The following is a 24,099-nucleotide window of genomic DNA, read 5'->3' as shown; positions in this document are numbered from 1 at the left end:
ATCTTTAATTTGATAGATCGTATCGCGACCATTAGTCAACGCAATGGCAACGCAGGAGGTACCATGCCTACATCCGTGATCGCCGGTTTCGCGCTGGGTTTCAGCCTGATCCTCGCCATCGGGGCGCAGAACGCCTTTATTCTGAGGCAGGGCTTGCGGCGCGAGCATGTGTTTGTTCTGTGCCTGACCTGCGCGGTGTCTGATGCCATCCTGATCGGAGCAGGCGTGGCAGGTTTTGGCACCCTGGCACAGGCCGCACCCTGGTTCGAAACCGTGATGCGATACGGTGGGGCGGCATTCCTGATCTGGTATGGCCTGCGCAGTCTTCGGTCGTCCTGGCTGGGTGGTTCGGTGATGGAAATCGGCAATGGCAAGCGAACCAGCCTCAAGGCTGCGCTGCTGACGGTTTTCGCGTTCACCTGGCTGAACCCGCATGTATATCTGGATACGGTTGTGCTGATCGGTTCGATCTCGGCCCCATATGACGACCGGCTTGGTTTCGCCCTCGGCGCGATGACATCCAGCTTTGTTTTCTTCTTTTCGCTTGGCTATGGGGCAAGCATCCTGTCGCCTGTTTTTGCGCGCCCCAGGGCGTGGCAGGTGTTGGATGCAGGGATTGGCGTGGTCATGTTGGGTATCGCGCTGAAACTTGTTACCATGTGAAGGGTTGTTCCCGGCCGGGTTTCGGTGTTCAACCTTGAACATGACTTCATCCACCGTATCATCCCGCCCGCTTGCCGGCATGTTCTGGATGTTCGCCGCCGGCTTGTCCTTTGTTGTGATGACCGCGCTGGTGAAGTCGCTGGGCACATCGATGAATTCCATCCAGGCCGCCTTTCTGCGATATGTGCTGGGGTTGGTGTTTCTGTTGCCGGCCATGCGGTCGATCATGGCGACGCATCTGACCCCCCGCCTGCTGACGCTATTCGGTCTGCGAGGCGTCGTGCATGCGGTTGCGGTCATGCTCTGGTTCTTTGCGATGACACAGATCCCACTGGCCGAAGTTACAGCCATGAATTACATGACGCCGGTTTACGTCACATTGGGGGCGGCCCTGTTTTTGGGCGAAAAGCTGGCCTTTCGCCGGATTGCTGCGATTCTGGTCGCTCTGATTGGCGTCCTGATCATCCTGCGGCCCGGGTTTCGCGAAGTGTCATCAGGCCATCTGGCCATGCTGGGAACGGCCCTGACCCTTGGGGGGTCGTATTTATTGGCCAAGATTTTGGTGCGTGACGTACCGCCCGCCGTCGTTGTGGCACATCTGTCGATCTGGGTGACCATTGCCTTGATACCCTTTGCGATCGCCGTTTGGACGCAGCCAAGCCTGCGGGATATCGGAGTTCTTTTTCTGGTGGCCAGCTTTGCGACCGCCGGGCACTATTTCATGACCCTGGCGCTTCAGGCGGCGCCGGTGGCCGTCACGCAGCCGGTGACGTTTCTTCAGTTGATATGGGCCACGATCCTGGGCGCCGCGGTTTTCCATGAAAGCGTTGACGTTTGGGTTGTCGCGGGCGGCACGCTGATCCTTGCCGCCGTGAGCTTTATCTCATGGCGCGAATTCGTGTTGAACCGCAAGGACTTGACGCCGCCGAGTATTGCGCCGAAGCTATAACGACACCGCTCCCTGATTTTTCATTAATTGACGAGTCAATAAAAACCCCCTAGCGTGGTCCCGTGACGCCTGCTCAAGGGGAGAACGATGCCAAAAGTCGGAATGGAGCCAATCCGCCGGGATGCGATTGTTCGCGCAACAATCGCTGAGCTGGGCTTGAAGAAATCCCTTGATGTGACCGTCAGTCAGATTGCCAAACGTGCGGGAATGTCCAGCGCGCTGGCGCACCACTATTTCGGCGGCAAGGATCAGATCTTTCTGGCCGCCATGCGCCGGATCCTGTCGGACTTCGGCGAAGAAGCAAGGGGCGAGCTGAAAGCGGCTGCGCCGGACGAAAGGGCGCAGGCGATCGTCAGGGCGTGTTTTGCGCCTTCTTGTTTCACACCCGATGTGATCGCGGCCTGGATGACCTTCTATGTGTTGGCTCAGACCAATGATGACGCCCTACGCCTGTGGCAGATCTATCAAGCCCGCATCAAATCCAATCTGACCCACGCCCTGCGGCACAAGTTGGTTGACCCGCAAGAGGCGGCCGAGAACATGGTTGCCCTGATTGACGGTCTGTACATCCGCGCCGCACTCAGCGCCCCTGAAGAACCGCAACTGGCCGTGAACCACGCGATGCGTGTGCTCAACACTCTGCTCGAGGCTGAAAAATGACAAAACCGAACATTCTGATCCTGATGGTGGATCAGCTCAACGGGACTCTCTTTCCAGACGGTCCCGCTGATTGGCTTCACGCTCCGAACCTGAAGAAACTGGCGAAACGGTCGACCCGATTTGCCAACGCTTACACGGCGTCGCCCTTGTGCGCGCCCGGGCGGGCCAGCTTCATGTCCGGTCAATTGCCGTCGCGCACCGGCGTCTATGACAACGCGGCCGAATTTCGCAGCGATATCCCCACATACGCGCATCACCTGCGCCGCGCGGGCTATTACACCTGTTTGTCGGGCAAGATGCATTTCGTCGGCCCCGATCAGCTGCACGGGTTCGAAGACCGCCTGACCACCGACATCTACCCGGCCGATTTCGGCTGGACCCCGGATTACCGCAAGCCGGGTGAACGCATCGACTGGTGGTATCACAACATGGGGTCCGTCACCGGCGCGGGCGTCGCCGAGATTTCCAACCAGATGGAATATGACGACGAGGTCGCCTATAACGCCAAGGCCAAGCTTTATGATCTGGCACGCGGCAAGGATGACCGCCCGTGGTGCGTGACCGTCAGCTTCACGCACCCCCATGACCCATATGTTGCCCGCCGCAAATACTGGGACCTTTACGAAGATTGCGCACATCTGCTGCCCGAAGTCGCCGATCTGGGTTATGACAATCAGGACCCCCACGCCAAGCGCATCTTCGATGCCAATGACTGGCGCAGTTTCGACATCACCCAAGAAGATATCCGAAAGTCGCGTCGCGCCTATTTCGCCAATATTTCCTATCTGGACGACAAGATCGGCGAAATCCTCGAAGTGCTGGAAACCACCCGGCAAGAGGCGATCATCCTGTTCGTTTCGGATCACGGCGACATGCTGGGCGAACGCGGGCTGTGGTTCAAGATGAACTTCTACGAAGGCTCGGCGCGTGTGCCGCTGATGATCGCCTCGCCTGATCTGCCCGCCGGCCGGATAGATGCTCCGGTATCGACAATAGACGTAACGCCGACCCTGGGGGCGCTGGCCGGCGTAGACATGGCCGAGATCGCCCCGTGGACCGATGGCGAAAACCTCGTGCCGTTGGCACTGGGCGAAGAACGAACCACACCGGTGGCCATGGAATACGCGGCCGAGGCATCCTACGCGCCGCTGGTCTCGCTGCGATATGGCAAGTGGAAATACAACCGCTGTGCGCTGGACCCTGATCAGTTGTTTGATCTTGAGGCCGACCCGCACGAACTGAACAATCTGGCAGACAGCCCCGAACACGCAGGCACGTTGCAAACACTGCGTGCCAAATCCGAGGCCCGTTGGGATCTGGATCGCTTCGATGCCGAAGTCCGTGCCAGCCAGGCTCGGCGTTGGGTTGTGTACGAAGCGCTGCGGCAGGGCGGATACTACCCGTGGGATTATCAGCCGCTGCAAAAAGCGTCGGAACGCTACATGCGCAATCACATGGATCTGAACATCGTCGAGGAAAGCGCCCGGTTCCCGCGCGGCGAATAACCTCTTCATCTTTTCGAAAATACTCCCGCCGGAGGCATCCAACCTTCTCGGCGGGTCAGGAGTTGTGGAAATGGAAGCAGATTTTGTCATCGTCGGCGCAGGGTCCGCAGGCTGCGCAATGGCATATCGTCTGAGCGAGGCCGGGGCCTCGGTTCTGGTGATCGAACACGGCGGCACCGACATGGGGCCGTTCATTCAGATGCCGGCGGCGCTGAGCTATCCGATGAACATGTCGCGCTATGACTGGGGCTATCAGTCCGAGCCCGAGCCGCACCTGAACAACCGTCGCCTGGCCTGTCCGCGCGGCAAGGTGATCGGCGGGTCGTCCTCGATCAATGGCATGGTCTATGTTCGCGGCCACGCGCGCGATTTCGATACCTGGGCCGAGATGGGGGCTGACGGTTGGTCTTACGCGGATGTTTTGCCTTATTACAAACGGATGGAAACCTGGCACGACGGCGGCCATGGGGGCGATCCGGCATGGCGCGGCACTGACGGTCCGTTGCACGTGTCGCGCGGCCCGCGCGAGAACCCGTTGTTTCAGGCCTTTGTGGACGCCGGTCAGCAGGCCGGTTACGAAGTCACGGGCGACTACAACGGTGAAAAGCAGGAAGGCTTTGGCCCGATGGAACAGACCGTCTGGAAAGGGCGGCGCTGGTCTGCGGCGAATGCCTATCTGAAACCCGCGCTCAAGCGCGACAATTGCGATATCGTGCGCGGTCTTGCGTCTCGGGTTGTCATGGAAAACGGCCGCGCCACAGGGGTCGAACTGATCCGCGGCGGTAGGAAAGAGGTCATCAAGGCCCGGCGCGAAGTCGTTCTTGCTGCATCGTCGATCAATTCACCCAAACTGCTGATGTTGTCCGGTATCGGCCCAGCGGCGCATCTGGCCGAGCATGGGATCGACGTCGTGGCGGATCGCCCGGGGGTTGGTGCCAACCTGCAGGACCATCTGGAGCTTTATATCCAACAGGCGTCGCTGCAACCGATCACGCTCTACAAGCACTGGAACCTGTTCAGCAAGGGCCTGATCGGGGCGCAATGGCTGTTTACCAAAACGGGATTGGGCGCATCGAACCAGTTCGAAAGCGCGGCGTTCATCCGGTCGAAACCGGGCGTGGAATATCCCGACATTCAATACCACTTCCTGCCAATTGCCGTGCGCTATGATGGGCAGGCCGCCGCCGAGGGGCACGGGTTCCAGGCGCATGTCGGCCCGATGCGGTCGCCGTCACGCGGGACGGTCACATTGCGCTCAGCCCAAGCCGCAGACGCGCCGGTGATCAAGTTCAACTACATGAGCCATGAAAAGGATTGGGAGGATTTCCGCACCTGTATCCGGCTGACCCGCGAAATCTTTGGGCAAGCCGCCTTCAAGCCCTTTGCGGGCAAGGAAATTCAGCCCGGTTCCGCTGTCCAAACGGAAGAAGAACTGAACGCCTTTATCGCGGAGCATGCGGAAAGCGCCTATCACCCCTGCGGTACGTGCCGGATGGGGCGCGCGGATGACAAGAATGCGGTAGTCGACCCCCAAGGCCGTGTCATCGGCGTGGACGGGTTGCGCGTTGCGGACAGTTCAGTCTTTCCGCAGATCACCAACGGCAACCTGAATGCGCCGTCTATCATGGTGGGTGAAAAAGTGTCGGATTCGCTTTTGGGCAAAGATCCGTTGCCGAAGGCCAATGATCGTCCGTGGATTCACCCCAACTGGGCAACCGCTCAACGTTAACCTTACCAAACGGCCCCCGGTTGAATGCGCGTGAAATACCGCGCATATCGGGGGCATGTTAAGGATTTGTTTAGCCTTTGTTCTTCTGTTGCCAGGTCTGACCCATGCCGCAGAACAATTTGCAGGTCGGGTTGACGTAATTGATGCGGATACCTGGAATGTCGGCGGTGTCCGGGTGCGGCTGCACGGTATCGATGCGCCCGAACTGGATCAGACCTGTCAGGATTCCGACGGATCAAGCTGGCCGTGCGGGGCGTGGGTCACTCATGTGGTTCGGGAGCAGTTTCAGGGACGGATGACCATTTGTGTCCCGGTGGATCGGGATCGCTACGGTCGCATCGTTGCTCGGTGCAGCGTGGAGCGCGAAGACGTCGCCGCCCGGATTGTAGAGCAGGGCTTGGCCTTTGCGTACCGCAAATATTCGGACACGTATGCAGGTGCCGAACAGGTCGCGAGGATTGAAAACAGGGGATTGCACAAGACACAGATACAGGTGCCTTGGGTCCACAGGGCACGCAAGAAACCGAAATCCTCTGAAACATGCCTAATCAAAGGAAATGTTTCGTCAAAGGGCGAAAAGATCTTTCACGAACCGGGCCAGAGGTACTACGCCAAAACCCGGATCAGTGCAGCCAAGGGCGAGCGATGGTTCTGCTCTGCTGCCGAAGCACGTGATGCGGGTTGGCGTGCTGCGCGACGCTGAATTCTGAATTTTTCCTGTATGAAATTGATCCGCGTCAAAGTGGGCGGCGCGTCACGCTTCTACCACTGATATGCAACGACACATGAAGGAGCGAACAGACATGTCCCACACCCCGCATGAACTGGCCGAAGAGTTTCCGGACAAGGTTGAACTGATGAGCCAGCTCAAGCAAACGGACGCGCATTTTGCCCGTCTGGCTGATGAGTATCACGAGGTCAATCGCGTTGTGCATCGGGCCGAAACCAACGTCGAACCCATGGAAGACCTGGCCGAAGTTGATTTGCGCAAGAAACGGGCAGCGCTGAAAGACGAAATCTGGGCGATTTTGTCCAAGGCCTGAACACCAGTGCCGGGGCACTCGCTGTCCCGGCCCGGGTCGGGCTCCCCCGGTTAATTTCTGGCCCTGCGAAATCAGGTGACTTCGTAGGGCAGGGTGCCGCGCGTATGGGTGTCGATGCTGAGACGGCGTTCCAGCGGCGGGACTGAACGCTGATGGCAGTTTTGCCGCTCGCAGATGCGGCAGGAAATGCCGATGGGCTCGTAAGCGCTGGCGTTGTTTATGTCGAGGTTGTCGGCATACACGAGCGCCGGGGCGTGGCGCACCTCGCACCCCAGCGCAATTGCGTACCGCCTGACCGGTGCGCCGAATGAACCACCTGATTTCGACACATCCCGAGCCAGCGAGATGTAACGCACACCATCCGGCGTTTCTGCCAGTTGCCGAAGGAAATGGCCCGGCGTTTCAAAGGCCCGATGCACGTTCCAAAGGGGGCAGGCGCCACCGAACCGTGCAAATTGCAGACGCGTGGCCGAGTGCCGTTTCGTGATCGTTCCGGCCTGATCCACGCGGACAAAAAAGAACGGGATACCTTTTGCACCCGGGCGTTGCAGCGTCGACAGTCTATGCGCAACCTGCTCAATCGATGCGCCAAACCGGTTGCTGAGCAGCTCCAGATCGTGGCGCTCTTCCTGAGCGGCGGTCAGGAATGCGGAATAAGGCATCAAGGAAGCGCCGGCGAAATAATTGGCAAGGCCGATCTTGGCGATGGACCGCGCCTCTTCGCTTTGGAACTTGGCAAAATCCAGTGTCGCTTCCAGCAGTTTGTCCTGACTGATCAATGCGACCTGCAACAGCAGTTGAAACACTTGCGTTTGCGGGGTCGAGCGGGAGGAAAGGCGCAGGATTTTGCTTTCGGCGTCATAGGTGCGCAAAGGGGCGATGTCAGAGAACATCACTTGAATGCCACGCTCAGTCAGGCTGTTCAAAGCCGCCTGCCGGATACTGCCCGGGTTTTCCGCGCGATTGGCGAACAGCTCTGCCGCCCGGTCCACGGCGTCGATGTAGTTGTCGCAATAATGGAAGAAGTCCCGCACCTCTTCCCAGGGGCTGGCCTGCATTCGGGCGTCTTCTCGCCCCAGGGCTTCGTCCAGTGAGGCGAGGCGTTCATGCGTTTGCCGGTAGGTTTTGTGCAACTCGATAAATGCGCGGGCCAATGCCGGCGCGTTTGATGCCGTCAGGCGTAAATCGGCAAGTGGCGGCAGAATATCCGCAAAAACCGGGTCGGCCAAAGCTTCGCGCATGTCCGACACCAGTCGCTCGCTGTCGCCGGTGCTGAGCTCGGTGACATCCATGCCGAATTCTTGTGCCAGAGCCAACACAACCGTAGTCGAGATCGGCCGGTTGTTGTTCTCCATCTGGTTCAGGTATGGGAGTGAAACACCCAGTTTCGCAGCGAATTCGCGTTGTGTCAGGGCCAGTCGCGTGCGCATTTCACGCAGTTTCGCGCCGGCATAGAGCTTTTGGGTGGCCATGAGGTGCCTTTGCAAGTTTTCTGTTTTGGAAGATTAACTTTGCAAAGTTTTCGGGGCAAGTCGTTACAGCCCCAATTGACGCTCTCGCCGAATGACGGATCCAATTGCGAAAATCGCCAGAACTGCGGAGGTCAGCATCAGCCAGAGCAAGGGCATGGCGCCGGTTTCCCGGGTCAGCAGGGTGCCTGCCAACGCGCTCAGGCCCGCGCCGCCGCCCAGCATGATTGCGCCGCTCAGCCCTGAGGCAGTTGCGGCAAGATGCGGACGAACGGACAATGCGCCGGAGGTGGCATTGGGAATGGCCATGCCGTTTCCGACGCCCACAAAGGTCATCAAGCTGAAAAAGCTGAGTGCGGTGCCCAGACCTGTGAGGAACAAGGATGCCGAAAGCGCAACGCCCAAGGCGTTCAGCAGGCTGCCCCACAGCACCATCCGGTTGATGCCAATCTGTACGGAAAAGCGACCGCTCAGAAAGTTGCCAACAAAATAGCCCACTGCGGGGGCGCCGAAATATATGCCGACCTGTGCCGCGCTTAGTCCGAACAGCTCGGTTCCAATAAAGGGCGCGCCACCGAGATAGGCAAAGAATGTGCCCGAAGACAACGCGCAGGACAGTGAATAGCCCCAGAACCGTGGCGAGGTCAGAAGTTCAGGGTATTCCTTGAACTGCTGAACAAGGGTCTTGCCGCTTTTGGCTGACGTTTCGCCAAAATCCGCGAAGGTCAAGGCAAGCGTCAAGGCGCCCAGGGCGAAAGGCAGCCAGAAATTCGCTTTCCAGCCAAAGCTTTCCTCCAGCAAGCCGCCGATCGCCGGGCCGATCATCGGGACCACGGCCATACCCATTGTCACGTAACCGATCATCGATGCCGCCTGATCCTGATCGTACATATCCCTTACCGCGGCCCGGCTGAGAACCATGCCGACAACCACGACCGCCTGGCACATTCTGAACGCAAGAAAGATTTCAACGTTGGGCGCATAGATGCATCCAAGGGTGGCCAGCAGGAACAAGCCGATCCCCCACAGCAGAACAGGCCTGCGACCTGCTTTGTCTGCGAGCGGACCAATCAGGATTTGCAGAACGGCATTGACTAGAAGATACAGCGCGATCGACAGCTGCATGACCTTGTAATCGGCGCCAAAATACGCGGCCATGTTCGGCAGGCTCGGCAGAAACAGGTTCATGCTCAGCGCAGACAAGCCCGCGAGCAATACAAGTGTCGCCAATGTGGGTGGTGTGCGGCGAACCGCGCGAGAGCTGAACTGCATAGTTCACATGTATAGTCATGGAATTTTGGATTGCCAGCCATCCAGCGATCTCAACAAGAGACTTTGCAAGTTTACAGTTATCCAGATTGTTGTTGCTGGATATTTGCAAATTTGCCGAAAAGAGCTTTGGATGAGAGGCGCAAAAGGGTAGGGTCCCCGCAAATTTTACAGGGGATAATCGTCATGAAAGACATCCTTTCCGAGTTGGAAAACCGCCGCAACGACGCACGACTGGGCGGCGGGCAGAGGCGGATTGATGCCCAGCATGCGCGCGGAAAGCTGACGGCGCGAGAGCGGATCGAGTTGCTGCTGGATGAGGGCAGCTTTGAAGAATTCGACATGTTCGTCAGTCATCGATGCACCGAATTCGGAATGGAAAATCAAAAACCTGCGGGTGATGGTGTTGTCACCGGCTGGGGCACCATCAACGGCCGCATGGTCTATGTGTTCAGCCAGGACTTTACGGTCTTTGGTGGGTCGCTGTCCGAGACGCATGCCCAGAAAATCTGCAAGATCATGGATATGGCAGTGCAAAACGGAGCACCGATTGTCGGAATCAACGACTCGGGCGGTGCACGAATCCAGGAAGGCGTGGCTTCGCTGGCCGGCTATGCCGAAGTGTTTCAGCGCAACATCACGGCCTCGGGTGTGGTTCCGCAGATCAGCGTAATCATGGGCCCATGCGCTGGCGGAGCGGTTTACAGCCCCGCGATGACTGACTTCATTTTTATGGTCAAAGACACGTCTTACATGTTCGTGACGGGCCCCGACGTGGTCAAAACGGTTACCAACGAGGTTGTAACGGCCGAAGAACTGGGTGGCGCCTCGACCCACACCAAGAAATCCTCGGTCGCCGACGCCGCGTTCGAAAACGATGTGGAAGCATTGGCAGAAGTGCGCCGTCTGGTGGACTTCCTGCCGCTCAACAACCGCGAGAAACCTCCGGTGCGTCCGTTCTTTGATGACCCTCACCGGATCGAGGATTCGCTGGACACTCTGGTTCCGGACAATCCAAACACGCCCTATGACATGAAGGAACTCATCACAAAAATAGCCGATGAAGGCGATTTCTACGAAATTCAGGAAGATTTCGCCAAGAACATCATCACCGGCTTTATTCGGCTGGAAGGTCAGACCGTTGGTGTCGTGGCGAACCAACCGATGGTTTTGGCGGGATGTTTGGATATTGACAGTTCACGCAAGGCGGCGCGGTTCGTGCGGTTCTGCGACTGTTTCGAAATTCCGATCCTGACGCTTGTCGATGTTCCGGGCTTTCTGCCGGGCACACAGCAGGAATATAGCGGCGTGATCAAGCACGGCGCAAAGCTGCTTTATGCATATGGCGAGGCGACCGTGCCCAAGGTCACGGTGATCACGCGCAAGGCGTATGGCGGTGCCTATGTTGTTATGGCGTCCAAACATCTGCGCGGCGATTTCAACTATGCCTGGCCGACAGCCGAAATCGCGGTGATGGGTGCCAAGGGTGCAACCGAGATTATTCATCGGGCAGATCTGCATGATGCGGAAAAGACCGCACAGCATGTCGCCGATTACGAAGATCGGTTTGCAAACCCCTTTGTCGCGGCCGAACGCGGTTTCGTCGACGAGGTGATCATGCCGCATTCGACCCGCCGGCGCGTGTCCAGAGCCTTTGCCAGTTTGCGCGGCAAACAGCTGAAGAACCCTTGGAAAAAGCACGACAATATTCCGCTTTGACCCATTCGGGGCGGCGTTGTCCGCCCCGGTTGTTGGCACTGGCAGTCCGATTTTTAGCGAAAATGCTCAAAATTGCGGCGGAATTGACAAAAAGTGACAAATAGTTGAATGATCCGACCCGTCAGACATAGAACCGCGCAGGCCAAAAGGACTGCGCGCGCGATCCCGGAAGGAGGAGCCTGCCTTCGGTGGGTCCGGGATCGTGCCATATGTCTGGTGTTGTGTGCGCTCGGCGTTCCTGTTTTTGCCCAGACAGACAGTTCATTGCCGGTGCCGTCCGGTCAGCCGGTGCATCTGAGCGATGTCCTGCTGGACAACAACCCCGGTGAGCTTTGGGTGCGCTTTCGATTTGTCGCCCCGAAGATCGGAGCGTCAGTGGGACGGATCGGCTATGACGTGGCGTCCAAGGATATGGAGCATCTGTGCCAGGTTCTAGCCGTTCCTTATGTGGCTCTACACGAATTGCAGCCATCCAGAGTTGTCATTTCCCTGTCTGATCGCCCGGTGGAATTTGGCGACACCGCTCCGGACGCGACACAGTATTTTGAAGCCTACCGGCTGGAGCAGTCCCGGTGTATCTGGGAAGGGCTTTGACCATGAACTTACGCTGTCATGACGTCAAAACTTCTCAGACCAACGGTGCGGCTTTGGAGGTGCGCAACATGATCCCATCCAAGTTCGGGTTCGAACTATTTTTGTCTGCAAAACAAAGCTGTGGAGTGTCGCCATGCTGAAACATCGCGGGTTTCCGGGGCGTCTTTCAGGCACCGATTTTCAGTTCACTATTCGCCGCGCCAATCCCAAGGGTGTGACGCCGCTGACACGGCGGGAACGGTTCCGGGATCGCAAACCGGCGGACAAACGTGCCGATGCCGCCTTCATGGAGGCCCTTTGGGCGCATTTCGGCGATCAGCCGTTCGAGCGGGGCAATCTGGATGCCGGACGTCTCAGCTGGCTTTTCGGGCGCGAAGTCATTCCGGCGGAAGATCCTTTTGATCCGGCCAGCTATGACGCAATGCTGGTAATCGATGTGGACGCCGCCCGTGCGTCCTTTCCCGACGTAATCGACGGGACAGGCTGATCGTGATCCAAGCCGCCGCATATCAGCCCATCAAGACCGGTTCCGGGATGACCCTGCCCGAAACCGGGCAGGATCCGTGTGCGGCATCAGAAGTTCAACTGAGCGGCCAGCTGAACGCGGTTTCCGTCAAAGGTTCTGCCGGTCGGCGCGTCGTTCCGTTCGCCATAGATGTACTCGGCGCTAAGTGTCAGATCCTCGGTTGCCTTGTAAAATGCGTTGACGTGGATCGTTTCCAGTTCGGTGAACGACAGGGTTCCGGTCGAGGTCGGCAGGTCATAGTCTTCTTTGCCGTATGCAATGCCAATATTCCATTTCGGGCTCAGATCCTGCCGGAATTCGAGGGTGTATCCGTCCACGTCATTGGCCTGGCCGTTCACGATGGGATCACCAAGGCCGATCAGGTACGGGCCGAGTGCCTCGCCGTTCACGTAGTTGACCTGGAACAGGCCGCCCTGCCATGGGCGAACCGAGCCGGATATCGTGAACCCGGTCTGATCAACTTCGATATTGCCGGATTCCACCTTGCCATAAAGGCCGGACACACGCGCAATATATGTTCCGTCATTGTACTCGGCGGATGCGGTCAAAACCGGATCGTCCGAATTCGAACCGCCGACATTCTCTTCGATCGAAACGGCGAAGGACGTGTTCGTTCCGAAAGAGTTGGTATAGCGAACCTGCGGAACCCGTGCGAAAGGGATACCAACGGGGCCGTTGAATTCCACCGAGGTCGGGTAGGTGTCCAGCGGCATGAAGTTGGTCCAGGTCTGTCCGATCAACCAGTTGTCACCGATGGTGATATTGGCGTGGCGTACACGCAATTCGGCCGTTCCGCCGGAACCGAACAGATCCAGTTCCAGTTGTCCGCCGATATCGCCGATACCGCTTGGGGTGGTGGTGCGCAGACCGATCCGCGATTGGCGGACGGTGGCACCAAATGTGCCATCGGTCGCGGCCGACGGTTCCCCGATGACATTCACGAACGCCGTGTCGCCCTGATCGAACTCGAAATCGTAGAAGAAGTCGGCCTTTACATATCCGTAAACGTCCAGAACGGTGTTGCCGATGCGGAAGTCACCGTTGGCAGGGCCGGCACTGGCGGATTCCAGCGCCTCGACCCGGGCGCGCAAGGCGTCAAGTTCGGCTTGAGTTTGGGCATCCTGGGCAAAAGCAAGCGTGCTGGTCACACTGAGCGCAGAGGCAGCAAGCAGGAGTGCCTTTTTTCTAGTCTTCGTCATGTGGGTATTCCTTTGAGTGCGAGTGTGCACACGGACCGTTTCACGAGGTCCAAACCTTGGGAAATCACGAGAATGGGAAGTGAAGGCGTTGATTTTTCAAGCAAATGTGTGTTTTTCACTGCGCTGAAACACGACGTCTTGAGCCGCCTGGATAACGCATTGGCGCAAGGCGGTTCTGTATGTCCAACGCTGACCGAGAGTCGTGATGCTGCAACCGCGAAACGCGTGGAAAGCGGCTTGATCTGTCACGAAACTGTGACGGCAAAGAGGCCTCAAACACCCGAGCAGTATCGAACCGGTATCGGCGCGAAGTTGCGCGGCATTTCCGGGTGTGGGCAGATTCCAGCCGAAATCCCGATTGGAAACAATACTGTGTTTGCCGGCAATATTGTGCTGTGCAAACTGGATGAGCCGTGCGGCTCTACTTTGCCTGCGCCGCACATGCACCTACTATTCCGTACCCCTTCCTTGCGCGGGCAGGCTTGTGTTCCCCACATAGTCCTGTCCGCGTTTTTCTTTTTGCCTGTAGCGGACAAAAAGAGGCAAAATCCCGCACAAAAATCACCGTCGCACCCGTTGATATTGAATAACAGGGCGTGTTTCGCGCATCTGACCCGAAAAGGACCAAGAAACCAAAAAGGGCAGATACTATGCGATTCTCACGCTTCATCCTTGTTGCGACGACCTGCGCGGGTCTGGCCGCCTGCGGAGACACCACGGGCGAACAGGCAATCCTCGGCGGAGGTGCCGGGGCAGTGGGGGCGGCCGTCCTCAACGCGGACCCGTTGTTTGGCGCAGCCGTCGGTGCGGCGGGCAACGTGCTGTACTGCAAGACACAGAACACCTGTAACTAACGCATATTTTGCGGGGCGCATGTCGTTCCGCCCGTCATCGCTCATAACGCCGTCGTGGGGATTGTTCCCTGCGCCGGCGTTTTGCGTTTCCAGAACACCAAGCCAAAGGACGTTCCATGTTCAATAAGATCCTGATCGCCAACCGGGGCGAGATCGCCTGCCGGGTTATCAAGACCGCCCGCAAGATGGGTATAGGCACCGTCGCCATTTTCTCGGACGCGGACAAGAACGCGCTGCATGTGTCGATGGCGGACGAAGCCATCCATATCGGCCCGCCACCTGCAAACCAGTCCTATATCGTGATCGACAAGGTTATGGACGCCATTCGCCAGAGCGGCGCGCAGGCGGTCCATCCCGGTTATGGTTTCCTGTCCGAAAACGCCAAGTTTGCCGAGGCGCTGGAAGCCGAAGGCGTGGTTTTCGTCGGCCCCCCGAAAGGCGCGATCGAGGCGATGGGCGACAAGATCACCTCGAAGAAAATCGCGCAGGAGGCGAATGTGTCGACGGTTCCCGGATATATGGGGCTGATCGAAGACGCCGATGAGGCGGTCAAAATCTCGAACGAGATCGGCTATCCTGTCATGATCAAGGCCAGCGCCGGCGGCGGCGGCAAGGGCATGCGGATCGCGTGGAATGACGACGAGGCGCGCGAGGGCTTTCAGTCGTCAAAGAACGAAGCCGCAAGCTCGTTCGGGGATGATCGGATCTTCATCGAGAAATTCGTGACCCAACCGCGTCACATCGAAATTCAGGTTCTGTGTGACAGCCATGGAAACGGCATCTACCTGGGCGAGCGCGAATGCTCGATCCAGCGCCGGAACCAGAAAGTCGTGGAAGAGGCGCCGTCGCCGTTTCTGGACGAAGCAACACGCAAAGCCATGGGGGAACAGGCCGTGGCCCTGGCCAAGGCCGTGGGCTATTCCAGCGCGGGAACGGTAGAGTTCATCGTTGACGGTGAAAAGAACTTCTATTTCCTGGAAATGAACACGCGTTTGCAGGTGGAACACCCTGTTACCGAACTGATCACCGGCGTTGATCTGGTCGAACAGATGATCCGCGTGGCTGCGGGTGAAAAGTTGTCGATCACGCAGGACGACGTGACACTGACCGGGTGGGCGATCGAAAACCGCCTGTACGCCGAGGATCCGTATCGCGGCTTCCTGCCCTCGATTGGCCGTCTGACCCGGTATCGCCCGCCTCAGGAGACGGCAGCCGGGCCGATGCTGGCCAACGGCAAATGGCAGGGGGATGCGCCCGAAGGCGATGTTGCTGTTCGAAATGACACCGGCGTCTACGAGGGCGGTGAAATCAGCATGTATTACGACCCGATGATTGCCAAATTGTGTACCTGGGCTCCGACCCGTGATCAGGCGATCGAGGCGATGCGCGTGGCGCTGGACAGTTTCGAGGTTGAAGGCATTGGCCACAACCTGCCGTTCCTGTCCGCCGTGATGGATCATCCGAAATTCATCAGCGGCGATATGACCACGGCCTTCATCGCCGAGGAATACCCCGACGGGTTCGAGGGCGTCGAACTGGCCGAGGCAGACCTGCGCCGGATTGCGGCGTCCTGCGCGGCCATGCATCGCGTCGCAGAAATTCGCCGGACCCGCGTGTCGGGTCGGATGGACAATCATGAACGCAAGGTCGGCACCGATTGGGTTGTCTCCTTCGGGCGCGAAATCCAGTGGCCCGTCAAGGTCAACGCGGATCAGGACGGGGCCACGATCAGGTTTGACGACGGTCAGGAAATGCGGGTGACGGGTGATTGGACCCCGGGCGATCAGCTTGCCGTCATGACGGTCGATGACGCGCCGCTGGTTATGAAGGTGGGCAAGATCTCGGGCGGGTTCCGCATCCGTAACCGCGGCGCGGATCTCAAGGTGCAGATACGTACCCCGCGTCAGGCGGAACTGGCGCGGCTGATGCCTGAAAAACTGCCGCCCGACACCTCGAAAATGCTGCTGTGCCCGATGCCCGGCCTGGTCGTGAAGATCGACGTGGAAGTGGGGCAAGAGGTGCAGGAAGGTCAAGCGCTGTGCACCATCGAGGCGATGAAGATGGAAAACATCCTGCGCGCCGAGAAGAAGGGCATCGTTGCCAAGATCAATGCAGGCCCCGGCGACAGCCTCGCCGTGGACGAAGTGATCATCGAGTTCGAGTGATCATGACCGCGCATTTGCCATACCTTTCAAAGCCTCCGGCATTCTGTGCCGGGGCCTTTCGGGGTGGCGAAAGCGGTCAGCCGCCTTCGCGCCGATCGCGGATTTCGCGTTCGCGCAGGGGGGTCTTGTCGATGGACCGACCAATCTCGCGCACGCTCCACGGAGAAGGTTTGCGCAGTTTGACCACGCCGTCCTTGTCGACGAATACCATCTGGAACCCGCGCGGGCGCAGCTGTGACCGGATCGGAGACCGCGCCGATGGGTCGGTATCGGTCAGAACCACCACGTCACGCTCACGCATTGCGGCTTCGCCTTCGAGCAGCATGTCGATCTGTTGCTGGAACCGCGGGTCCGCCGGCGTGTCGGCAAAGACTACGATGGGTCGGTTGACCCAAAGAAACTCGCTGAGTTCGCTGTCACCCACCGGGCGGACAAAACTGTCATCCGTCGTCGCCGTGCCATCCGCCGCCCAGACAGACATCGGGATTAGTGCCAAGAAAACAAAGGCAAGCGTGCGTGTCATGTGGCCTCCTGTTCCTTCGAATATAGCCTCTGTGACACCGATTGCGACCGACGATTTGTACCAAACACTCAAAATGTCGCGCTTGCGGCTGAATGAAACGGCCAAGCGCAAGACCTCAATGCGGAAGCTTTCGACTGCCGCCATCCGAATTGACAAGAGGAAACCGAAATGACCGACACCAAGGATTGGAAAGCGCTGGCCGAGAAAGAGCTGCGCGGACGTCCGCTGGACGACCTGACCAAAGAGACGCTGGAAGGCATTGCGGTCAAACCGCTCTATACGCAGGAAGACACCGCCGGTTTGCCGCATATGGGTTCGCTGCCGGGCTTTGGTCCGTTTACACGCGGTGTGAAGGCCACGATGTATGCGGGCCGTCCGTGGACGATCCGTCAATATGCGGGCTTTTCGACTGCCGAAGAATCCAACGCCTTCTATCGCCGCAACCTGGCGGCGGGCCAGCAGGGTGTTTCGGTTGCCTTCGACCTGGCCACCCACCGCGGCTATGACAGCGACCACCCGCGTGTCGTCGGTGACGTGGGCAAGGCCGGTGTGGCCATCGACAGTGTCGAGGACATGAAAATCCTGTTCGACGGCATTCCGTTGGATCAGGTCTCGGTCTCGATGACCATGAACGGCGCGGTGATCCCGATCCTGGCGAACTTCATCGTGGCAGGAGAGGAACAGGGGCACGACAAATCGGTTCTGTCCGGCACCATTCAGAACGACATTCTGAAGGAATTCATGGTGCGAAACACCTATATCTACCCGCCCGAGCCCTCGATGCGGATCATCTCGGACATCATCGAGTATACTTCGAACGAGATGCCCAAGTTCAACTCGATCTCGATCTCGGGCTATCACATGCAAGAGGCCGGCGCGAACCTGGTGCAGGAGCTGGCCTATACCCTGGCCGACGGGCGCGAATATGTCCGTGCAGCGACACAGGGCGGGATGGACGTGGACAAGTTCGCAGGCCGGCTGTCGTTCTTCTTTGCCATCGGCATGAACTTTTTCATGGAGATCGCCAAACTGCGCGCCGCGCGCACGCTGTGGCACCGGGTGATGACCGAGTTCGGCGCGAAATCCGAACGGTCAAAAATGCTGCGCACCCACTGCCAGACGTCAGGTGTTTCGTTGCAGGAACAGGACCCTTACAACAACGTGATCCGCACCGCCTATGAGGCGATGAGCGCGGTTCTGGGCGGGACCCAATCGTTGCACACAAATGCGCTGGACGAAGCGATCGCGCTGCCCACCGACTTTTCGGCGCGTATCGCCCGGAACACGCAGCTAGTGTTGCAGGAAGAGACCGGCGTGACCGATGTGGTCGACCCGCTGGCGGGGTCTTATTACATCGAAAGCCTGACCAATGAGCTGATCGAAAAAGCCTGGGCCCTGATGGAAGAGGTCGAGGAAATGGGCGGCATGACCAAGGCCGTGGCCAGCGGCATGCCCAAGCTGCGCATCGAGGAAAGCGCCGCGCGCCGCCAGGCCATGATCGACCGCGGCGAAGAGGTGATCGTCGGGGTCAACAAATATCGCAAGGAACAGGAAGATCCGATCGATATTCTGGACGTCGACAATGTGGCCGTGCGAGAAGCTCAGGTCGCGCGATTGGAACGTATCCGTGCAACCCGTGACGAGGCTGCTTGCCAACAGGCGCTGGACGCTTTGACCAAGGCTGCCCAAGAGGGCGGAAACCTGCTGGCTGCTGCGGTCGAGGCCGCCCGCGCCCGCGCATCCGTAGGAGAGATCAGCATGGCAATGGAAAAGGAATTCGGCCGCCACCGCGCCGAAGTGAAAACCCTGGCCGGCGTTTATGGCGCGGCCTATGAGGGTGATGAAGGCTTTGCCGCGATCCAGAAATCCATCGAGGAATTCGCCGAGGCCGAAGGCCGTCGCCCCCGTCTGCTGGTGGTCAAGATGGGGCAGGACGGTCATGACCGTGGGGCCAAGGTGATTGCCACCGCGTTCGCCGATATCGGGTTTGACGTAGACGTTGGCCCCTTGTTCCAGACCCCGGCCGAGGCCGCGCAGGACGCGGTGGACAATGACGTGCATGTGGTCGGTATTTCCTCGCAGGCGGCAGGGCACAAGACATTGGCTCCGCAACTGGTGGAAGAGCTGAAAAAAGCCGGGGCCGAGGACATCATCGTGATCTGCGGCGGGGTGATCCCGCAGCAGGATTACCAGTTCCTTTATGATCATGGGGTCAAGGCCATCTTTGGCCCGGGCACCAACATTCCCGAGGCCGCTCAGGACATCCTGCGCCTGATCAGCGAAGCGCGCGGCTGAGGAAGGTCGGGTTTTTCGTCGAAACATCTTGTGATCGCGCCTCTTTGGCGGAAACATACGGCCAGATCCGCAAGGGTCTGGCCGTAAACTTGCAGGAGGTGGCACATGTTACTGGATCATCTGGCCGTCGCGGGTGAAACGCTGGAAGACGCATCTGCCCATATCGAACAAGCGCTTGGCGTTGCGCTGCAACCCGGCGGCAAGCACGAGACGTTCGGGACATACAACAAGTTGCTGGGCCTCAGGGACGGGCTTTATCTGGAGGCGATTGCGATCGACCCGCAGGCGCAAACACCTGGCAGAACGCGGTGGTTCGATCTGGATCGCTTCGAGGGCAGCCCGCGTCTGACCAACTGGATTTGCCGGGTCGAGGATATCGAAGCCTCGCTTGCGTTGTTTCCCGATGGTGTCGGGCAACCGATCGATCTGACCCGGGGCGCGCTGCGGTGGCGCATGGCGGTTCCACCAACCGGGCGCTTGCCGTTCGACAATCTGTTTCCCGCACTTATCGAATGGCAGGGCGACCTTCACCCGGCCGACATGCTGCAAAACAGCGGCTGTCGGCTGCAGCGTTTGGTTGTGTACCACCCGGATGCGTTGACGCTGGCCAGACATCTTGGTGCATTGGATCTGGTGGTGTTCGACACCGGCCCGGCCGCGCTCAGGGCGGAGTTCGAGACACCTCATGGGGTCCGGGTGCTGGAATGATCATTCGCCCGGCCATGGCGGCGGATGCGCCCGCAATCGCCAGGATCACCAATGCGATCATCCGCGAGTCCTTGATCACCTTCACGACCGATGAGCGCAGCACGACGCAAATCACCGAGGATATTACGGCGCGGGGCACCGGCTTCCTGGTCGCCGAACATGATGGGCAAGTTGTTGGTTTTGCCACCTATGCCCCGTTTCGTGCGGGCCCCGGATACGCGCAGACGCGCGAACACTCGATCCAGCTGTCACCGGATGCGCGCGGAAAAGGCGTTGGGCGTGCTTTGATGCAAGCGCTTGAGGCGGCCGCACGAACCGACGGGGTGCATGTGCTGGTCGCAGGCATTTCCTCGGCCAATCCGGGCGCCGTGGCGTTTCACACAGCGCTGGGCTTTTCACAGGTTGGTCGCATGCCCGAAGTAGGGTTCAAATGGGGTCAATGGCTGGATCTTGTGCTGATGCAGAAAATTCTTTTACCTGAATGATCTGTCGCACCTGACAGTCTCGAATTGTGACGCTAGTGTACGCCCATGTCGATCTGGACCCGCATATCCGATGCGCTCAGCGCGCTGGCCCAAGGCGAAAGCCTGGCCGCAGTTTTTGAAAAGCTGCGAACACCGCCGGAACGATCGGTGGCGTTCACGATTGCGGTGATTGCCCTGGGCGCCAAAATGGCCAAGGCAGACGGTCAGGTGACACGAGATGAAGTCACTGCCTTCCGCGATGTGTTCCAGATCGCGCGCGAAGACGAAGAAGATGCCGCGCGGGTCTTCAACATGGCGCGCACGGATGTGGCAGGGTATCAGGATTATGCCCGCAAGATCGCCCGGATGTTCGCCGAAGACAGCACCACGCTTTGCGACCTGATGGAGGGGCTGTTTCACATCGCCATGGCCGATGGGTTCTACCACCCCAATGAGAACGCGTTCCTGGAAGAAGTGAGCAAGATCTTCGGGCAAACCGACGCTCAATTCAAAGCATTGCGGGCACGATTCGTGCCGGATGCGCCAAAAGATCCTTACACGGTACTGGGTGTGCCGCAGGACATGCCCTTGCCCGATATCCGCAAAGTCTGGCGAAAACTGGTCCGCGAAACGCATCCGGACGCCATGATGGCGCGCGGTGTCCCGGAAGAGGCAATCCGACTGGCCGAGAAAAAGATGATCGACATCAACCGCGCCTGGGATGAGATCAACGGCGCGCGGGCCTGACAGGATGCGGCTGGCGACCTACAATATCGAATGGTTTGCCAATCTTTTTGATCAAAACGACAATCTGATCGTCGATGACACCTGGTCCGGTCGGCATGATGTCACCAAGGCGCAGCAGGTCGAGGCGATTGCAAAAGTGCTGACCGCGATTGACGCGGATGCGGTATTGATTGTCGAGGCTCCGAACACCGGCAAACGCCAGAACACGGTGCGGGCCCTGCAAACCTTTGCCGAGGCGTTCGATCTGCGCATCTCTGACGCGGTGATGGGGTTTGCCAACGACACCCATCAAGAGCTGGCGCTACTCTACGACAGGACCATTCTCACCGTGCGCCATGATCCCAAGGGTGACATCGACGACCCATTGGCCCCCCGGTTCGAAGGTGCGTTCAGAATCGATCTGGATATTGATGCGACCGAGGATGTCGTGCGGTTTTCCAAACCACCGATGGAATTGGCGGTGACGACGCAATCGGGCCACGACGTCCGGCTGATCGGAGCTCATTTGAAATCCAAGGCTCCGCATGGGGCCGGGTCGCGGGATGAGGCGATCCGGATCTCGATTGCCAACCGCCGCAAGCAACTGGCGCAGGCGGTCTGGCTGGCCAGGCGGGTCGAGATGCACGTTGCCAGCCAGGAACCTGTCATTCTGCTGGGAGACCTGAACGACGGCCCCGGGCTGGATGAGTTCGAGCATCTGTTCGGCCGCTCTTCGGTCGAGATTTTGCTGGAGGCAGGGTTGTTCGACCCGCACGCGGTGACGGCTCATGGTTTTCGGCCGGGATCGATACCTTCCACGGCGCGCTTTGCCCGCCCGGAAGAAGGCAGGTTTCTCGAGGCTCTTCTGGATTACATAATGATAACCCAGGATCTGCGTGCATACCGCCCGGCCTGGCGCATTTGGCATCCGTTTCGCGACGCGGCCTGTTGGTCCGCACCGGACCTGCGACAGGCGCTGCTGACGGCGTCGGATCATTTCCCGGTCACACTGGACATCGACCTGTGACCTTTCACGCCTGCGGCTGGGGCGCTATATTCTAGGTATGAAACACGTTTTGCTGATAAGCATGATCACTGCCGGCATCGCCGCGCCCGCCCTTTCGCAGGAAGACAACAGCAAGTCCCTGATGGAGCAGGGGGCCGAGCTGTTTTTCGAAGGTCTGCGCAAGGAGATGGAACCGGCGCTGGATGAGCTGCTGGGCCTTGCGGATGAGTTTGGCCCGGCAATGCAGTCGTTCTTGCGGGAAATGGGCCCCGCACTGGCCGAGCTGGGGGCCGAGATCAAGGATTGGAGCGCTTATGAAGCGCCCGAGATCTTGCCCAATGGCGATATCATCATCCGCAGGAAACAGGCCGAGGATCCGCCAGAGCCTGAAAATGAAGGTGAAGAATTGCCCGAAGGGGCAACTGATATCTGATCGGATCGAGGGTCAGCCCTTGATGATCACGCGCGTATCGGATTTCAGGGCGTTCGCCAGTGAATTCAGGCGCGCTTCGGCTACTTCGCTGAACAGAGGAGCTGCTGCTTCGGGCAGGTACAGCTCCAACTCCCGCTTTTTGGGATAGAATTTCAGGCGCCCCATATTGGCGTCATTGTGCATCCACAGCATCGCGCCAAAGCGCATGGCCTTGCCCAGAATCTCGGCGTCTTTCTGGCCTTTTTCGTCCAGCAGATCATACAGGGGCGCAAACCGGTTGCCTTCGCGTTTGTTGCGATACCGGTGCTGCAAGGCCAGCCCGATAAAGACACGTTCGGAATGCTTCAAACCGCCCAGATTGGCGCGGGTGACGTTGTCGAAACAGACTTCGGCCCGGTAATCGGGATGAGCACGCCAGCTGACATCGTGCAGCAGGCACGCAGCCTTGATCAGTCGAACGCTGCTGGGGGGCGCTGATTTGAACAGCGGCATCACGAAATCATAGAGGTTTCGGCCAAATCCGGGCAGGCGGGCATCCTTGGATTCGGAAAAAAGGCTGGCTTCGATCAGCGGGTCCCGGTCGCGCAACTCCTGCGACATTTGTTCATACAGCAATCCCTCACGGATCCCATAGCTGGATATGGCGATGTCCTTCGGTTTGAACGTTCGGATCAGCCGGGCCAGAACATCCATCGCGTAGGGGATGAGCGACATCCGCGAGCTGGATACACCGGCCTGGCTGCGCAGCTTTTCATGATCGTTCTTTTCAATGAACTTGATCGTTTCACGAACCTGTTTTGTCGTCATCCGGTATTCATGCAGCACGTTCAGCGGATAGCCCCGCCGCAGCATGTCCAGCCGGGCAAAGGCCCGCCAGCTGCCGCCAACCAGAAACAGACGATCCCGCTGCGGACCCATTTGATCGCGCAGCTGTTCCATCGTGCTTTTGATATGGGCCTTGCGTGCGCGCCGTCCGCCCTTGATATCGCGCAGTTTCAGCGGCCCGAGGGCCGAAGTCAGGCGGCGGCCGACCTGACCGTCTCCGATCTCGGCCAGTTCCATCGACGACCCGCCGATGTCGCAGATCAGGCCATAGGCTCCAGGCCATCCCAGCAGCACTCCCTGAGCTGATAAACGGGCTTCTTCTTCCCCGTCGATGACTTCCACGTGCAGCCCGGTCTCTGCCTTGACTTGATCGCAGAAATCCGGCCCGTCCTTGGCCTCGCGCACCGCTGCCGTGGCCACGACATGCAGGCCCGGCAATTCCAGATCAACCGCCAGATTCTGAAACCGTCGCAGCGCCGCCAGTGCCCGTTCGCGCCCACGCGGGTTCAGTCGCCCGGTCTCGGACAGGCCCGCGCCCAATTCACACATGACCTTTTCATTGTAGAAATAGGCCGGCGATCGGGCCGCACCGTCAAAGATGACCATCCGGACCGAGTTGGATCCGACATCGACAACTCCGACACGCGACAATGCCCGGGTTCCAGGCTCGTCGAACAGTGGCTTTCCGAAAGGCCCCCAATCAGGGATGTCGGTTGCAGCGGTCTGATCCATGTGTTTTCCAGATAATGCTGTGTGAGGATGCGAAATTGGCGGG

Annotated in this window: 23 protein-coding genes; 18 read left to right on the top strand and 5 right to left on the bottom strand. The window is 58.9% G+C overall.

What is annotated here, in order from left to right; genetic code table 11:
• Positions 1–63: 63 nt before the first annotated feature.
• The 7 genes from FIU92_RS11685 to FIU92_RS11655 all read left to right on the top strand — a co-directional run bounded on the left by FIU92_RS11685 (position 64) and on the right by FIU92_RS11655 (position 6,549).
• On the top strand, positions 64–663 hold the full coding sequence (locus FIU92_RS11685) for a LysE/ArgO family amino acid transporter (protein WP_152458733.1): 600 nt from the start codon (positions 64–66) through the stop codon (positions 661–663).
• A gap of 40 nt (positions 664–703) precedes the next feature.
• On the top strand, positions 704–1,612 hold the full coding sequence (locus FIU92_RS11680; RefSeq protein ID WP_152458732.1) for a DMT family transporter: 909 nt from the start codon (positions 704–706) through the stop codon (positions 1,610–1,612).
• An 87-nt stretch (positions 1,613–1,699) separates the two neighbouring features.
• Positions 1,700–2,272, top strand: coding sequence for a transcriptional regulator BetI (betI, locus tag FIU92_RS11675; protein ID WP_152458731.1), 573 nt, complete (start codon positions 1,700–1,702; stop codon positions 2,270–2,272).
• A complete protein-coding gene (gene betC / locus FIU92_RS11670; protein ID WP_152458730.1) occupies positions 2,269–3,777 on the top strand; it encodes a choline-sulfatase in 1,509 nt (502 codons plus the stop codon). The genes betI and betC overlap by 4 nt, the downstream gene beginning before the upstream one ends.
• Before the next feature lie 70 nt (positions 3,778–3,847).
• Positions 3,848–5,506, top strand: coding sequence for a choline dehydrogenase (betA, locus tag FIU92_RS11665; protein WP_152458729.1), 1,659 nt, complete (start codon positions 3,848–3,850; stop codon positions 5,504–5,506).
• Positions 5,507–5,561: 55 nt separating this feature from the next.
• On the top strand, positions 5,562–6,209 hold the full coding sequence (locus tag FIU92_RS11660; protein WP_152458728.1) for a thermonuclease family protein: 648 nt from the start codon (positions 5,562–5,564) through the stop codon (positions 6,207–6,209).
• A 100-nt stretch (positions 6,210–6,309) separates the two neighbouring features.
• On the top strand, positions 6,310–6,549 hold the full coding sequence (locus FIU92_RS11655) for a YdcH family protein (protein WP_152458727.1): 240 nt from the start codon (positions 6,310–6,312) through the stop codon (positions 6,547–6,549).
• 71 nt (positions 6,550–6,620) lie between these two features.
• Here FIU92_RS11655 and FIU92_RS11650 read toward each other — a convergent pair whose 3' ends face one another.
• Both FIU92_RS11650 and FIU92_RS11645 read right to left on the bottom strand, forming a co-directional pair.
• Complete coding sequence (locus FIU92_RS11650) at positions 6,621–8,021, bottom strand: short-chain fatty acyl-CoA regulator family protein (RefSeq protein WP_152458726.1); 1,401 nt, start codon at positions 8,019–8,021, stop codon at positions 6,621–6,623.
• Between the two features lie 63 nt (positions 8,022–8,084).
• The gene (locus FIU92_RS11645) at positions 8,085–9,290 is read right to left on the bottom strand and encodes a multidrug effflux MFS transporter (protein ID WP_152458725.1); all 1,206 of its coding nucleotides are present in this window, start codon (positions 9,288–9,290) and stop codon (positions 8,085–8,087) included.
• Positions 9,291–9,473: 183 nt separating this feature from the next.
• On the opposite strand from FIU92_RS11645, the gene FIU92_RS11640 reads away from it, so the two are divergent.
• The 3 genes from FIU92_RS11640 to FIU92_RS11630 all read left to right on the top strand — a co-directional run bounded on the left by FIU92_RS11640 (position 9,474) and on the right by FIU92_RS11630 (position 12,087).
• Positions 9,474–11,006, top strand: coding sequence for an acyl-CoA carboxylase subunit beta (locus FIU92_RS11640; protein ID WP_152458724.1), 1,533 nt, complete (start codon positions 9,474–9,476; stop codon positions 11,004–11,006).
• Positions 11,007–11,114: 108 nt separating this feature from the next.
• Positions 11,115–11,600 carry a DUF6497 family protein gene (locus tag FIU92_RS11635; RefSeq protein ID WP_152458723.1) on the top strand — a complete coding sequence of 162 codons (486 nt, stop codon included), beginning with the start codon at positions 11,115–11,117 and terminating at the stop codon, positions 11,598–11,600.
• A gap of 133 nt (positions 11,601–11,733) precedes the next feature.
• Positions 11,734–12,087: a hypothetical protein gene (locus FIU92_RS11630; protein ID WP_152458722.1), complete on the top strand. Its 354-nt coding sequence runs from the start codon at positions 11,734–11,736 to the stop codon at positions 12,085–12,087.
• An 86-nt stretch (positions 12,088–12,173) separates the two neighbouring features.
• Here the strand turns inward: FIU92_RS11630 and FIU92_RS11625 are convergent, their stop codons facing one another.
• Positions 12,174–13,325: a DcaP family trimeric outer membrane transporter gene (locus tag FIU92_RS11625; protein WP_152458721.1), complete on the bottom strand. Its 1,152-nt coding sequence runs from the start codon at positions 13,323–13,325 to the stop codon at positions 12,174–12,176.
• Between the two features lie 650 nt (positions 13,326–13,975).
• Here FIU92_RS11625 and FIU92_RS11620 point away from each other — a divergent pair.
• Both FIU92_RS11620 and FIU92_RS11615 read left to right on the top strand, forming a co-directional pair.
• Positions 13,976–14,179 carry a hypothetical protein gene (locus tag FIU92_RS11620; protein WP_152458720.1) on the top strand — a complete coding sequence of 68 codons (204 nt, stop codon included), beginning with the start codon at positions 13,976–13,978 and terminating at the stop codon, positions 14,177–14,179.
• A 116-nt stretch (positions 14,180–14,295) separates the two neighbouring features.
• Complete coding sequence (locus FIU92_RS11615) at positions 14,296–16,344, top strand: acetyl/propionyl/methylcrotonyl-CoA carboxylase subunit alpha (RefSeq protein WP_152458719.1); 2,049 nt, start codon at positions 14,296–14,298, stop codon at positions 16,342–16,344.
• 76 nt (positions 16,345–16,420) lie between these two features.
• On the opposite strand, the gene FIU92_RS11610 is transcribed toward FIU92_RS11615, so the two are convergent.
• Positions 16,421–16,867: a DUF4174 domain-containing protein gene (locus FIU92_RS11610; RefSeq protein WP_152458718.1), complete on the bottom strand. Its 447-nt coding sequence runs from the start codon at positions 16,865–16,867 to the stop codon at positions 16,421–16,423.
• A gap of 168 nt (positions 16,868–17,035) precedes the next feature.
• On the opposite strand from FIU92_RS11610, the gene scpA reads away from it, so the two are divergent.
• From scpA to FIU92_RS11580, 6 genes are all read left to right on the top strand, one after another.
• Entirely contained in the window at positions 17,036–19,162 is a 2,127-nt protein-coding gene (scpA, locus tag FIU92_RS11605) for a methylmalonyl-CoA mutase (protein ID WP_152458717.1), read from the top strand.
• A 105-nt stretch (positions 19,163–19,267) separates the two neighbouring features.
• On the top strand, positions 19,268–19,870 hold the full coding sequence (locus FIU92_RS11600) for a VOC family protein (RefSeq protein WP_152458716.1): 603 nt from the start codon (positions 19,268–19,270) through the stop codon (positions 19,868–19,870).
• Positions 19,867–20,355 carry a GNAT family N-acetyltransferase gene (locus FIU92_RS11595; RefSeq protein ID WP_152458715.1) on the top strand — a complete coding sequence of 163 codons (489 nt, stop codon included), beginning with the start codon at positions 19,867–19,869 and terminating at the stop codon, positions 20,353–20,355. The genes FIU92_RS11600 and FIU92_RS11595 overlap by 4 nt, the downstream gene beginning before the upstream one ends.
• 45 nt (positions 20,356–20,400) lie before the next feature.
• The gene (locus FIU92_RS11590; RefSeq protein WP_152458714.1) at positions 20,401–21,081 is read left to right on the top strand and encodes a molecular chaperone DjiA; all 681 of its coding nucleotides are present in this window, start codon (positions 20,401–20,403) and stop codon (positions 21,079–21,081) included.
• A 4-nt stretch (positions 21,082–21,085) separates the two neighbouring features.
• Positions 21,086–22,087 (top strand): endonuclease/exonuclease/phosphatase family protein, encoded by a 1,002-nt coding sequence (locus FIU92_RS11585; RefSeq protein ID WP_152458713.1) that lies wholly within the window; start codon positions 21,086–21,088, stop codon positions 22,085–22,087.
• A gap of 61 nt (positions 22,088–22,148) precedes the next feature.
• Positions 22,149–22,499, top strand: a complete 351-nt coding sequence (locus FIU92_RS11580) for a hypothetical protein (RefSeq protein ID WP_254705301.1) — start codon at positions 22,149–22,151, stop codon at positions 22,497–22,499.
• A gap of 12 nt (positions 22,500–22,511) precedes the next feature.
• Here the strand turns inward: FIU92_RS11580 and FIU92_RS11575 are convergent, their stop codons facing one another.
• Positions 22,512–24,056 (bottom strand): Ppx/GppA family phosphatase, encoded by a 1,545-nt coding sequence (locus FIU92_RS11575; RefSeq protein ID WP_152458711.1) that lies wholly within the window; start codon positions 24,054–24,056, stop codon positions 22,512–22,514.
• Positions 24,057–24,099: the final 43 nt, after the last annotated feature.

Origin of the sequence: Ruegeria sp. THAF33 (assembly GCF_009363615.1) — a bacterium.
Taxonomy (GTDB): domain Bacteria; phylum Pseudomonadota; class Alphaproteobacteria; order Rhodobacterales; family Rhodobacteraceae; genus Ruegeria.
The sequence above is the reverse complement of the archived record's forward strand: the minus strand, read 5'-3'. Positions and strand labels throughout refer to the sequence as shown.